Below are 13,545 nucleotides of genomic sequence, written 5' to 3'. Positions count from 1 at the left end.
CGCCCGTCATTCCCACAGGCCCAACTGCTGTGATTGATACAACGATGGGTCGCCTCACGTGCAAGCTATATGACAAGCAGGCTCCGGTGACGGTCGCTAATTTCATCGGTCTCGCGGAGGGATCGAAGGATTGGACGGATCCGAAGACACTCAAGAAGGTTCACGGCGAGCCTTTCTATAACGGCACAACCTTCCATCGGGTCATTCCTAATTTCATGATCCAAGGAGGCGATAAGTTGGGAGATGGACGGGGAGATCCCGGATATCTCTTCCAGGACGAGTTTGATCCTACGCTCACCTTCGACGAACCTGGACGTCTTGCGATGGCAAATTCCGGTCCGAATACCAACGGTTCACAATTCTTCATCACCGAGAGTCCTGTACCTCAACTCGATGGAAAACACACGATCTTCGGGCAGTGCGACGCTCACTCCGTGCTTTTAGTGGCATCAATCGCACGTGTGCAGCGGGATGACAACGACAAGCCAGTTGTTCCGGTAGTGATCAACAAAGTCACAATCGTCCGGGATGGTCAGCGGATGCCACCCGAGCCTGCAGCAACTGCTCCAGCTGCCACACCGCCTATGCAGTAACCTTTGCCTCCCCCGCCGTATTTTGCAGGAGGCGTTTAGATAACGTTCGATCTTCACAAGGAGAAAAAGCATGGCACGTACGCCAGGAACCTACGCAATTTTCAATACATCGGAGGGCACCATCGTTGCAGAGCTCTTCGAGAAGGACGCACCTGAGACAGTCGCGAACTTCATCGGGCTTGCCGAGGGCACCAAGAACTGGGAGAGCCGCAGTAAGAAGGGCGACAAGCTGTATGACGGCACCGTCTTCCATCGTGTCATTCCGGATTTCATGATTCAGGGCGGCGATCCTGAGGGCACCGGCATGGGCGGTCCTGGATATCGCTTCGCCGACGAGACTCGCGGCTCGCGACACGGTTTCCAGGAGAAGGGTAAGCTTGCCATGGCGAACGCTGGTCCGAATACCAATGGATCGCAATTCTTCATCACGGTAGCCCCAACCGGCTGGCTTACCGGGAAGCACACCATCTTCGGTGAGGTTGTCGAAGGTTACGATATCGTCGAAAAGATCAGCAAGGTTGCCCGCGATGGCATGGACCGCCCCAAAACCCCAGTCGTCCTCGAGTCCGTCACCATCGAGCGTGTCGCGTAACCACTCAACGAAGAGAGCCTGCTGCAAGCAGGCTCTCTTCGTTGGAACAGAACGCTACCATTCATAACCTGGAGGCGGCAATTGAAAGTTGGAGGATATATTCTCTTTATAATTGCATTCGTCTTTTATGCAACAATTTTGCAATCCATTTTCCAACTTGTCCGAGAGGCCAAACAGGTTAAACCAAACATAAGAATGAACTCAATTTGGTGGCTTCCAGCGTGGAAAATCCATAAAATCTACTATCCCGACAGTCACATAAGACATCAGATTGCTATTCGCTTTATGTTGACGTTTGCACTAATGATTATCGGGATGGCTTGCATCGCATATTCAGTAACTCACGCTGCTATACCCACACAAATGTAAAAAACGAAATGAGCCCGCTCGAAAGCGGGCTCATCCGGACTGCGAACAAACATTCGCTTTACGCCACGCCAATCACCGAGCAAAGCTCCTTCACCGCATCCGCGCTCTTGTTCAGCGCAGCCTGTTCTTCAGCAGTCAGCTTGATCTCGATGATCTGCTCCAATCCCTTCGATCCCAGCTTGCAAGGCACGCCGACGTACAACCCCGAGATGCCGTACTCGCCCTGAAGATAAGCCGCGCAAGGAAGGATTTTCTTCTTGTTCTTCAGAATCGCCTCCACCATCTCCACCGCAGCGGCCGAAGGAGCATAGTAGGCCGAGCCGGTCTTCAGGTACTTCACAATCTCCGCGCCGCCATTGGCCGTACGTGTCTCCAGCTCCTTCAGGCGATCCGCTGGGATCAGCTCCGTAATCGGAATTCCCGCCACCGTCGAGTAGCGCGACAGCGGAACCATCGTGTCTCCGTGTCCGCCCAGCACAAAGGCTGTGACATTCTCAACCGAGACATTCAGCTCCTGTGCGATGAAGGTGCGGAAGCGAGCCGAATCCAACACACCTGCCATGCCAATCACGCGTTCGCGGGGAAGGCCAAGCTTTTTGAAAGCTGTCTGAGCCATCGCATCCAGGGGATTGGAGACGATGATGAAGATTGCATTAGGAGAGACGGCGAGAGCTTTCCCTGCGACATCACTCATGATGTTGAAGTTGGTGTTCAGCAGATCGTCGCGGCTCATACCGGGTTTGCGAGCGATGCCTGCGGTGATGACGACAATGTCGGAGTTTGCAGTATCTGCATAGTCATTTGTTCCAATCACCGAAACGTCACGCTTTTCAATCGGCAGCGCCTCCAGCAGATCGAGACCTTTGCCTTGCGGCACACCCTCGACGACGTCGATCAATACAACATCCGCAAGCTCTTTCGAGGCGATCCAGTGAGCAGCAGTAGCGCCGACATTCCCGGCGCCCACAATCGTTACCTTCTTCCGCATGATGTTTCTTTCCTTCGTTGGTGGATGTGCAAAGACACCTCCATGATATTCCTGTCCCCCCAGCTTCGTCCTGCTCCATGACCGAATATCGTAGCGACGCGCTGGTATTCGCAACCGATGGTAAGATGGTCGTCTCATAAAGACGGCTCTTCGATCCACGCACTGTCCCCGATGCGAATCATGCCAAAAACCTCTTCGATACGTCGCTGGCTCCCTGCAATCTTGTCTCTCCTCCTTCTCGCTCCGGATGCTGTCTTCTCTGCCAGCCGACCCGCGGATATAGCCTTTCAGACGCACATGGTCGATCCCGGCTACAGCGAGACCGTGGCGGTCGCAGATCTGAACAACGACGGCAAGCCCGACATCATCTCAGGCGAAAGCTGGTACGAAGGACCGGACTGGATCAAACATCCTTTGCGACAGATTGATTACGCGATGGGCTACATCGACAACTTCAGCGACATCCCCGTCGACGTCGACGGAGACGGCTGGATCGACGTGGTGCAGTGCAGCTACTTCGCCCATAACATCGTGTGGCTGAAGAACCCCGGAAAAAACGGCGGCGACTGGAAGGTGACGGAGATCGACAACTCCGGTCCTACCGAGTTTGCCTTCCTCGTCGACCTGAACAACGATGGCAAGGCACTGGAGCTGCTGCCGGAGCTCGACCGGCCGAACGTTCCCGCCGCATGGTTCGAGCTCACCCACGGGAAATGGGTCAAGCATGTCGTTTCGAAGCAGAGCTACGGTCATGGTATTGGCGCCGGCGATCTAAACGGCGATGGGCGCAACGACATTCTGACACCGGAAGGCTGGCTTGAGGCTCCTGCTGATGTTCATGCGTCCGGTGACTGGATCTTTCATCCGATGGACTGGGCCACCCATCCGATTCCGCCCGCCGGAAGACACAATCCAGCGGAGGTGAACCAGGCGCGTGTTGCCTTTGGGTATATGTACCTGCTCGACATCAATGGCGACGGCCACAAAGACCTGCTCACCGGCATGGCGCACGACTACGGTCTCGCATGGTATGAGCAGACCGCCAACGGCCAGTGGATTCAGCACATCATCGACAACACCTGGTCGCAGGCGCATGCCGCGGCACTGGTCGACATGAACGGCGATGGCCAGCTCGACTTCGTCACCGGCAAACGCTATTTCGCGCACAACGGCGCCGATCCCGGCGAGCGCGAGCCGATCGGCTTGTATTGGTATGAGTACCGCAAGGTTCCGCCAACACAGGCTACTTCTCGCGGTCCGGGTAACGGCGGCGTGGAATGGATTCGCCACATCGTCGACTACAGTGGACGCATGGGTGGCGGAGTCCAGCAGGTAGGTGCGGCAGATCTGGACGGCGATGGCGACCTTGACCTCGTGACTGGCGGCAAGGCCGGACTCTTCTGGGCCGAGAACCTTACGAAGCCCGCAAAGAAAAAGTAATCGCGGTACTCCGAACCAATCTACTGAGCCATCAACAGAACGGCCGCCCCGAAGGACGGCCGCCTGGTTCTGCTTGTGTTACTTACATATTCTCGATCATCCGGCTCGCAAATTCGCTGGTCTTCGCCTTTGTAGCACCTTCCATCTGGCGCTCAAAGTCGTACGTTACGAACTTCTGCTGAATGGTCTTCTCCATGGACGATTCGATGAGGCGGGCAGCCTCAGGCCATCCAATGAAGTCGAACAACATGACGCCAGACAGCATGACCGAGCCGGGATTGATCACATCCTTATCGGCATATTTCGGAGCAGTTCCGTGGGTCGCTTCGAAGACGGCGTAACCGTCGCCAATGTTTGCGCCAGGAGCGATGCCTAGTCCGCCGACCTGTGCAGCAGCTGCGTCGGAGATATAGTCGCCGTTCAAATTGGTTGTCGCCAGCACGCTGTAATCGGACGGGCGAATGATGATCTGCTGGAAGATGGAGTCTGCGATGCGATCGTTGACGAGGATCTTCTTCTTCCACGCACCATTGCCATGGGATTTACCGATGGCGTCGATGACGGCCTTTACCTCGGCGACCACTTCATCGCCGAACGAAGCCGGTGCAAACTCAATTCCCGGCTCAATCAGCGCTGCATTCTCTTCCGCGGTCAGATTGGGATTGGTTTCCAGGTTACCGAGGATCCAGCTCTCACGCTCTGTAATGGTATGCTCGCGGAACTCCTGGGTCGCAACTTCGTAGCCCCACTCGCGGAACGCGCCTTCCGTGAACTTCTGAATGTTGCCCTTGTGCACCAGCGTGACAACGCTACGATTTTTGTCCAGGGCATACTGGATTGCAGCACGGACAAGTCGCTTCGATCCGGTAATGGAGATCGGCTTGACGCCTACTCCTGAATCCGTCCGAATCTTTTTCTTCCCACCCTTGAGCATCTCATCGTTCACAAACGAGATGAACTTTGCAGCCTCGGGCGTTCCCTCGCGGAATTCAATCCCGGCGTAGATATCCTCGGTATTCTCCCGGAAGATGACGACATCAAGTTTCTCGGGATGCTTTACGGGGCTGGGAACCCCAGAGTAATATTTGACCGGTCGAACGCACTGATAGAGGTCCATCAACTGGCGCAGCGCTACGTTCAGCGAACGAATCCCTCCGCCTACTGGCGTCGTCAGAGGCCCTTTGATAGAAACACGGAAGTCAACGGTCGCCTTCACCGTGTCATCTGGAAGCCAGTTCTGGGTTTGGCGATAGGCTTTTTCGCCCGCAAGTACCTCGAACCACTTTACGGAACGCTTTCCACCGTAGGCTTTCTGTACGGCAGCGTCGAATACACGCTGCGAAGCTTTCCAGATGTCGCGTCCAGTACCATCTCCCTCGATAAAGGGGATAACCGGGTTGTCGGGAACGGCGTACTTCCCATTGTCATAGCGAATTGGTGCACCATCTTTGGGCACCGCAATTCCGTTGTAGCTCTCCTGCATAGATCCATCGTCCCCCGTAAAGGTAATGAGAGATCAAACCTATCATTCGCGCAGAAGCTCTGGCAATATTCGCACGATGAAAACGATAATCGAACCTATCCACCTGCGCAAAAGGATGATTCTGTAAGAATAACTGCATGCAAAAGCGGTTCTCTCTCGTCTGTGCCATTCTGATCGCCTCTTTCCTCGTCCTACCGGCTCGCAGCCAGGCACAATCCATTACGGAAAAAGTAGAGTGGACCTGGGCTGACCGTCCGGAGCACCCCGATCCGGCACTTCCAAATGTCCTTCTGGTCGGCGACTCAATCACCCGCGCCTATTACGAGGAGACCTCACGCTTGTTGCAGGGGCATGCGAACTGCTATCTGTTTGCGACTTCGGCATCGTCAGGCGATCCACGTCTTCTTATTCAGATCTCTGAACTCGCGACGATCATGCCCCATCAGTTTGCGGTCATCCACTTCAACAATGGAATGCATGGCTGGAAATATACCGAGCGGCAATATGGAGAAGGTCTTCCGGGATTCGTTACTGCTGTTCGCAAGATGTCTCCGTCCGCCACGCTCATCTGGGCCAGCACTACTCCAGTACGCAAACCCGTCGATTCTGGCGCCACCAATGCTCGAGTGGACGAGCGCAACCGGCTTGCCTCTGCGGTCATGCAGCGGCAACACATAAAGGTGGATGATCAGCACGATCTGATGCTTCAGCATCAGGATCTGCATCACGATGATGTGCACTTCACTGCGGCGGGTAGCGCCATCCAGGCGCAACAGGTGGCGCGGTTGATCCTCAGGGATCTTTTCGCAGAAAGTACCGGCTCACCAAAGCGGTATATCCAACGACAAACGATGACTCATCTGCTGAGGTAGTAATCGATTGTCGCCACCACCCGTACTTTCTTCATAATGCTTGCATCCGGATTTGTGGATGCGCCACCATCCTCTCCCGGCCCTACCCCACTACCAGCGTCTGCTGCAGAGATAGAAAACACACCCTGGTTTGCGGAACGGATGGAGCCTACCTGGCTTCCTGAATCGGCGGCAAAGCGGTCGGCCGACGCGCGGGCGTTCTTCGTCGCCTCGGTAATCATGTCTGGCTTCAGTGCGTTCAGGCCGTTGAAGATGTATCGAATCCCCTGACCATAGCCGCCAACCACGATAATCCCAGCCTGTAGAAGCTGTGCCGTCTTTTGCCCCGCCTTCGCGATCTTGTCTACGTCACCTGAGCTCACTGTGACTGTCTGCTGCACGATATAGCGGGGTCCGACGCCAGCATTATTGCCGTACTCGTTGGCTTGTTTATCAGTCACCTGAATCTGTCCGAGGGAGATCTCCTGTGAGCCGATGCCCTGATCGGCAAAAAATTTGAGAACGGCCGCGCGATCCTCCTCGCTCTTGGCATAGACCTGCTGCAGATCGTTCCCTGTCTCCTTGAATGTGACCGGCCAGACGGCGCTGTCCGACTTCACGGTCCTTTCGACCAGCCCCTTCACGGTCACGTAGCGATCAGCCAGACGCGTTGCCTTTATCTGGTTTCCTAGTAGCCAGCCGCCCAGTGCGAGTCCCACGAGAATACAACCGCCCAACACGGCAGCGGCGTTGATCCCGAATCCATCTCGCACATCGTGCATTAGACGTATCTCCGTTTCGAAGATACCTTAGCATGGATCGCTCAAAGATCAGCGTCCACGCAAAACGAGACCCCGGCATTGCGCCGGGGTCTCGTTTCGAATTCTAGCTTCTGATCTAGAAGATGTTCCACAAGAGCTGGTTGTAAACGTCGTGATGGAACTGAACCTCGGGTGCCTTCACGATCGTGCCCAACAAACGAGGGCAACGATCGGCTGAGGCCTGCTTCAGGTCCGCATAGCGCCCCTTGACATCCTCTCCCAGCAGCTTGGAAGTCCAGTCAGAGCCACGGAAGTTCTCCATGGCCGTGTAGATGTTGTCCGGAAGATAACGTTCCGCCTGGCGAAGGTTCTTTATCTTAGAAGTGTCGCCCTGAAGTCCGCTCTTGAAGATCGAGTAGAGAACCAGGTATGGGTTTGCGTCAGGTCCGACGGAACGAACCTCGACTCGCGCCGACTTCTCGTTGCCAATGGGAATGCGAACCATCGAGCCGCGGTCGGTGGCGGAAGCCTTGATCTGGTTGGGTGCTTCAAAGTGAGGATCGAGACGCCGGTATGCATTGACGCTGGCATTCAGCAGCAGGCAAAGATCGTTGCCGTGGGTAAGGATGCGATCCGTAAACTGCCACGCGAGCTTGGAGATCTTCTCTTCGCCCTTCGGATCCCAGAACAGGTTCTTCCCATTCTTGGTGATCGAGACATTGGTGTGCATACCCGAGCCATTGACCCCGACGACGGGCTTGGGAAGGAAGCTGGCCGTCATTCCCATTTGGGTCGCAATCTGGCGGCAGATCAACTTGTACAGTTGGATCTGGTCAGCGGCAGCAACAACTTCACCATAGGTGTAGTTGATCTCGAACTGCGATGGCGCCACTTCAGGATGGTCCTTCTCATTTTCGAAGCCCATCGCGCGCTGAACCTCAGCCGTCGTATCGATGAACTCGCGCAGGGGATCGCCGGGCAGCGAGTGGTAGTAACCACCCTTATTGACGTACTCGAAGAGCCCCGTTTCGTGGAATCTACGCTCCGCATCAATTCCTTCGAAGAGGAAACCCTCGATCTCATTGGCCGCATTGAGCGTGTAGCCCTGCGTCGTAAACATCTCCGTGGAGAATTCTTTCAACACGCCGCGAATGTCAGCGCTGTACGTTCCGCCGTTCTTGTCGATCACCTCGCCAAAGACCAGGACCTTGCCGGGCCCGAAGACGTCAGCCGGCGCCCAGTAGAACGCGCTCCAGTCAATTCCCAGGCGCAGATCGCTCTCGCGCTGAGCTGTGAACCCGCGGATCGAGGATCCGTCGAACGTCAGGTTGTCGTAGCTCTTGACCAGGAACTTTTTGTCGTAATCCAGCATATGAAGCCGGCCTTCCAGGTCGCTGAACAGAACCGTAACCGCCTTGATGCGACGTTCATCGGTCAGGTACTTGAGTCTTTCCTCCTGAATAACGTCCGGGGCGACGCGCTTACGGCGTTGCTCCTTTGCCTGCAGGTTCAAGTCCTCGAGTTCGGCATAGGAAAGTTCCAGGAAATCACGAAATTCGCTCAACGTCTTTTGCTCCTTCTGCAATGAAATACACGACTGGCGTGGTCGGCTGACAAGGATCGTTTTAGGGTGTTTGGGAGAATGGATCCGCTGGCGTCGTGGGCAGAAGACCCTTCTTCCAACGTATCAGAAATTAACGCAGAAAATAAAGAAACTTCCACAGTATCTGCCACGGAGGCGTAGAAGCCGCGCCCGCCTTGTGCGGCCTGAATCCAATACTGAAAACAATTGGACGGCAATACTACGGATCGACGTGCGACCTGGAAAACAGAGCGATCGCCATGACAAAATAGAGTAACTGCCATGACGAGCCATCATTCAATTACGCCTTCGGGAATCAAGCGTGTAGCCCTCATCCAGATGTCATGCTCTGCCGACACGCAGGTCAATCTCGACAAGGCAGCCGAGCGGGTCTATGAGGCTGCTCGGCAGGGTGCCACGTTGGTTTGTCTGCCGGAGCTCTTCCGTGCCCAGTACTTTTGTCAGCGTGAAGACCATGCGTTGTTCGGACTGGCAGAGCCGATCCCCGGCCCCTCGACAGATGTACTCAGTCGCGTCTGCAGGGAAACAGGTGTGGTTCTTGTAGCATCTCTTTTTGAACGACGAGCGCCTGGCCTCTATCACAACACCGCCGTAACCCTGGAAAAGGACGGGCGCATCGCCGATACCTATCGCAAGATGCATATCCCCGATGACCCGCTGTACTACGAAAAGTTCTACTTCACTCCAGGCGATCTTGGATTCAAGGCAACGCAGACGACCTCCGGCACCATCGGCACTCTGGTTTGCTGGGATCAGTGGTATCCAGAGGGAGCGCGCCTTACCTCGTTGAAGGGCGCGGAGATCCTCTTCTTCCCTACTGCTATAGGGTGGCATCCATCCGAGAAATCCGAATTTGGAGAGGCCCAATACTCGGCCTGGCAGACTGCCCAGCGTGCACACGCGATTGCAAATGGCGTCTTCGTCTGCGCCGTCAATCGCACAGGGCACGAGCATGGCGACGTCAAATTCAAGGCTACCGCTGCTGATGGCAATCCGGCCACGGTCGAACTTCACGGACCCGGGGACCACACTGCTGCATCCGGTCTTGAGTTCTGGGGAGGAAGTTTCATAGCCGACCCGTTCGGACGCATTCTGGCTCAGGCTTCACACGACAAAGAGGAGATCCTGCTTGCGGATCTCGACCCCAAGCTGATTGAAGTGACCCGGCAGCACTGGCCGTTTCTTCGTGATCGCCGCATCGATGCATACGAGGGCATCGCCAAGAGATTTTTAGACTGACTCTCTTCAGCGGCGACGAACCCTTGAATTCAGAATGACCCTCGGCTCGATCAGCGTTACTGAGTCCGCCATTTAGACGACAGCGTGGCCAGCTTGTCGTCGATCGATATCGTCGGCGGCCTCTTCGGTGAAGAAGTGGCGGCTGTCTGAAGCGCTTTCATGGAAAGTCCGATGCGTTTCGTCTTTGCATCGGCAGAGAGCACTTTCACCTTCACAATCTGTCCAGCCTTCAACACTTCAGACGGCTCTTTGATGAACCGATTCGTGATCTCGGAGATGTGGACGAGTCCATCCTGATGTACGCCGATGTCCACGAAAGCGCCGAATTTCGTAACATTCGTTACCACACCTTCAAGCACCATACCCACTGCCAGATCCTTGATGTCCCGGACAGATTCATGGAAGGTAGGCATCACAAACTTGTCGCGAGGATCGCGTCCAGGCTTCTTTAACTCTTCCAGAATATCGTTCAGCGTGAACGTCCCAGCCGCAAAGCCTTCCCTGTTCCACCCGGAAAGCAGCTGCGGATTGCGAATGAGCTCCGGAATGGGTCTCGACAACGATGCTGCGATCTCCTCCACCAGGCCATACGACTCAGGATGAACTGCGGTGTTGTCGAGCGGCTGCTCTCCATCGCGGACGCGGAGAAAGCCAGCGGCCTGCTCAAAGGTCTTGGGCCCGACGCCGGACACTTCGTTAAGCTGGGCACGCGAGCGGAAACGCCCGTTCTTGTCTCGGAAGCTGACGATATTGAGGGCGATACGCTCATTAATCCCGGCAACGTAGCGGAGGAGAGTCCAGGAGGCTGTGTTCACGTCCACACCGACCCGGTTCACGCAGCTCTCGATGGTCGCCTCCAGAGATTGCTGCAACTGACGTTGATCCACATCGTGCTGGTACTGTCCTACACCGATTGACTTTGGGTCTACCTTCACCAGTTCAGACAGCGGATCCTGCAGGCGCCGAGCGATCGAGATTGCTCCCCGTACCGTCAAATCGAGATTCGGGAACTCCTGCCGTGCCACCTCCGATGCGGAATACACACTGGCACCCGCTTCCGAAACGATGACGCGGAAGATATCTGCCAGCCCTTTCTCCACCAGAAAGTCACGGACGAATGTATCCGTCTCCCGCGAAGCCGTGCCATTCCCAATCGCAATCGCCCGAATGTTGTTTTTCGATATCAGAGAGAAGAGTTTATTTGCCGCCTCAGCGGTTCGCCCCGTGTGCGGGTAGATAACGTCCTCTGCAAGGAATTTGCCTGTCTCATCCACTACCGCAAGTTTGCAGCCGGTACGTAGACCCGGATCAATGCCGAGTACGCCGATCGGACCCGCAGGTGCCGCAAGCAGCAGATGTTCCAGATTCTCGCGAAACACCTCAATCGCAGCGACATCGGACCGGCGTTTCAACTCCATCCGAATCTCAACCTGAATGGATGAATTAAGTAAGCGTTTCCAGCAATCATCGATAGCCAGGTGGAGATGCGGAGTCCAGTCTCCTTCTGCACGAACGACAAGGGAACGTAAGAGCGAGAGCACCCGAGGCTCTTCAATCTCGATAAGCCAGTACAGTACGTTCTCCGCTTCACCGCGTCGGATTGCAAGCATCCTGTGTGACGGGATAGTCTTCACCGGCTCACGATACTCGTAGTACATTTTGAATTTTTCCTGCTCGTCCACGGCATCCATCGACTTACGACTGCAGATGAAACCCTCTTTGTACATCAGATCTCTGGCAGCCTTGCGGACCCCTGCGTCTTCACTGATGCGCTCAGCAACGATATGCCGAGCACCTTCCAACGCGTCCTCAACAGTGAGGACCTCCTTCGCCGGATCGACGAGTGACTGAGCCAACGCGATCAGATCAACGTCCCTAGCGCCCTGCTCCCAGATATAGTCAGCGAGAGGCTGAAGTCCCCTCTCCCGAGCGATGGTGGCCTTGGTGCGGCGCTTCGGCTTATAGGGCAGATACAAATCTTCAAGCTCACTTCGGTCCATAGTCGCGAGGATGCGATCCCTGAGATCGTCGCTGAGCTTGCCCTGCTCTGCAATGGAAGAAAGCACAGTCTCACGCCGTTGCACGAGATCTCGGAAGTAGCTGAACTTGTCAGCAATGTCCCGGATCTGCACCTCATCCAGGTTCCCGGTCGCCTCCTTGCGATAGCGGGCGATGAAAGGAACTGTAGATCCTTCATCCAGAAGCCCCATCACGGCCCTTATACCTGCCAGGGGAAGACTTAGAGTTTCAGCGATATGGCGGAGAAGTTGCGGACTTAAGGAAGTTGGTTCAGGCATGCCTCTCCCATCCTAATCAACCGGATAGAGGAAAACGCGGCCCCTTGAAGCCGAGGATGATCCATTCACACAGAATCACATCGAGACGCGGCATCAGCCTCATAGGTGTCAGACCGGTTCCATGCCAAAATCCGCCATTTTGGCCTGACGGTCCAACGTATCCCCGAGAGTGTCTACAAGCATCTGACTTTTTCAGATACTCACGTGAGGAGCGGATGCACTTTGTCATCTTCGGTCTAACTATCTCTTCTTCATGGGGCAACGGACATGCCACTCTTTGGAGAGGGCTCCTGAAGGCGATGGCTCGCCGGAATCATACCGTCACGTTTTATGAACGCGACGCCCCCTACTACTCCAGCACTCGTGACCAGTGGACCATCCCTCCCGGCGTCAATCATCGTCTCTATGATCGTTTCGAAGAGATCCGTTCAGAGGCGACCATTGATCTTGGCAGGGCGGATATAGCCTTCGCCACGAGCTACTGCCCGGATGGGCCTGCCGCTGCCGCGTTGATCCTGGACTCCCGCGTTCCTCTACGCCTTTATTACGATCTCGACACACCAGTAACACTCGACGCTTTAAATTCCGGCCTGCCGGTGGACTATTTGCCGGCTGGAGGCCTTGCTGGTTTTGATCTCGTCCTCAGCTATACCGGGGGGCGAGCTCTAAGCGAACTTCAAGATCGTCTGGGTGCACGAACGGCCGCTCCCCTCTACGGCTGGGTTGACTCGGAGACACACGCTCCTACGGCTCCCCAAACCGAGCTTCGCTCGACCCTCAGCTATCTAGGGACCTATGCCGCCGACCGCCAGCCTGCACTCGAAGAGCTCTTCGTTCGCCCGGCACGGCAGCTTCCACACGAGCGTTTCCTGATAGGGGGAGCACAATATCCCAACGATTTCCCCTGGTTAAACAACTTGTTCTTTGTTCGTCACATGCCGCCGGCACTGCATCCTGTTTTCTTCTGCTCCTCTCGTGCCACCCTGAATGTGACCCGTCGTGCAATGGCTACTTATGGTTTTTGCCCCTCGGGACGCCTCTTTGAAGCGGCTGCCTGTGGAACACCTTTGCTTACAGACCGCTGGGAGGGCCTCGAATCCTTCTTCTCCCCAGGCAAAGAGATCCTTACGGTGACTTCCGCCGAGGATGTCGTTCAAGCCCTTTCACTATCAGACCGGGAACTATCTCTGATCGCCGAAGCAGCCCGAGAGCGTACTCTCACGCATCACACAGCAGAGCACCGCTTGGTGGAGCTCGAGACGCTCTGCCAGTCCCTCCCCAGAGGGCAGCAAACCATGGCACTTGGGGCCTGAATCTAACGAGAAGGAA

The 13,545-nt window shown here is 55.6% G+C and carries 11 protein-coding genes; 6 read left to right on the top strand and 5 right to left on the bottom strand.

Annotated elements, in window-relative coordinates; translation table 11 throughout:
- Together JAO29_RS22615 and JAO29_RS22610 are read left to right on the top strand one after the other, a co-directional pair.
- The coding region (locus JAO29_RS22615) for a peptidylprolyl isomerase (RefSeq protein ID WP_334270550.1) at nucleotides 1-593 on the top strand (593 nt) is incomplete at its 5' end.
- 70 nt (nucleotides 594-663) lie between these two features.
- Complete coding sequence (locus JAO29_RS22610; protein ID WP_334270549.1) at nucleotides 664-1,185, top strand: peptidylprolyl isomerase; 522 nt, start codon at nucleotides 664-666, stop codon at nucleotides 1,183-1,185.
- Nucleotides 1,186-1,612: 427 nt separating this feature from the next.
- Here JAO29_RS22610 and mdh read toward each other — a convergent pair whose 3' ends face one another.
- Nucleotides 1,613-2,542, bottom strand: a complete 930-nt coding sequence (gene mdh, locus JAO29_RS22605; RefSeq protein ID WP_334270548.1) for a malate dehydrogenase — start codon at nucleotides 2,540-2,542, stop codon at nucleotides 1,613-1,615.
- A 180-nt stretch (nucleotides 2,543-2,722) separates the two neighbouring features.
- Here mdh and JAO29_RS22600 point away from each other — a divergent pair, with 180 nt between their 5' ends.
- Entirely contained in the window at nucleotides 2,723-3,982 is a 1,260-nt protein-coding gene (locus JAO29_RS22600) for an FG-GAP repeat domain-containing protein (RefSeq protein WP_334270547.1), read from the top strand.
- An 82-nt stretch (nucleotides 3,983-4,064) separates the two neighbouring features.
- Here JAO29_RS22600 and JAO29_RS22595 read toward each other — a convergent pair whose 3' ends face one another.
- Nucleotides 4,065-5,465, bottom strand: coding sequence for an NADP-dependent isocitrate dehydrogenase (locus JAO29_RS22595; RefSeq protein WP_334270546.1), 1,401 nt, complete (start codon nucleotides 5,463-5,465; stop codon nucleotides 4,065-4,067).
- Nucleotides 5,466-5,602: 137 nt separating this feature from the next.
- Between JAO29_RS22595 and JAO29_RS22590 the strand changes: the two genes are divergently transcribed.
- On the top strand, nucleotides 5,603-6,337 hold the full coding sequence (locus tag JAO29_RS22590) for an SGNH/GDSL hydrolase family protein (RefSeq protein ID WP_334270545.1): 735 nt from the start codon (nucleotides 5,603-5,605) through the stop codon (nucleotides 6,335-6,337).
- On the opposite strand, the gene JAO29_RS22585 is transcribed toward JAO29_RS22590, so the two are convergent.
- Both JAO29_RS22585 and JAO29_RS22580 read right to left on the bottom strand, forming a co-directional pair.
- Nucleotides 6,322-7,098, bottom strand: coding sequence for an SIMPL domain-containing protein (locus JAO29_RS22585; protein WP_334270544.1), 777 nt, complete (start codon nucleotides 7,096-7,098; stop codon nucleotides 6,322-6,324). The two genes, JAO29_RS22590 and JAO29_RS22585, sit on opposite strands and share 16 nt — an antisense overlap.
- A 115-nt stretch (nucleotides 7,099-7,213) precedes the next feature.
- A complete protein-coding gene (locus JAO29_RS22580) occupies nucleotides 7,214-8,641 on the bottom strand; it encodes a glutamine synthetase family protein (protein ID WP_334270543.1) in 1,428 nt (475 codons plus the stop codon).
- Between the two features lie 300 nt (nucleotides 8,642-8,941).
- On the opposite strand from JAO29_RS22580, the gene JAO29_RS22575 reads away from it, so the two are divergent.
- Nucleotides 8,942-9,919 (top strand): carbon-nitrogen hydrolase, encoded by a 978-nt coding sequence (locus JAO29_RS22575; RefSeq protein WP_334270542.1) that lies wholly within the window; start codon nucleotides 8,942-8,944, stop codon nucleotides 9,917-9,919.
- A 56-nt stretch (nucleotides 9,920-9,975) separates the two neighbouring features.
- Here JAO29_RS22575 and JAO29_RS22570 read toward each other — a convergent pair whose 3' ends face one another.
- On the bottom strand, nucleotides 9,976-12,216 hold the full coding sequence (locus JAO29_RS22570; protein ID WP_334270541.1) for a Tex family protein: 2,241 nt from the start codon (nucleotides 12,214-12,216) through the stop codon (nucleotides 9,976-9,978).
- Between the two features lie 215 nt (nucleotides 12,217-12,431).
- On the opposite strand from JAO29_RS22570, the gene JAO29_RS22565 reads away from it, so the two are divergent.
- Nucleotides 12,432-13,529, top strand: a complete 1,098-nt coding sequence (locus tag JAO29_RS22565; protein WP_334270540.1) for a CgeB family protein — start codon at nucleotides 12,432-12,434, stop codon at nucleotides 13,527-13,529.
- Nucleotides 13,530-13,545 lie beyond the last annotated feature (16 nt).

Origin of the sequence: Edaphobacter sp. HDX4 (assembly GCF_036877565.1) — a bacterium.
Taxonomy (GTDB): domain Bacteria; phylum Acidobacteriota; class Terriglobia; order Terriglobales; family Acidobacteriaceae; genus Edaphobacter.
This window is presented reverse-complemented; position numbering and strand designations above follow the sequence as displayed.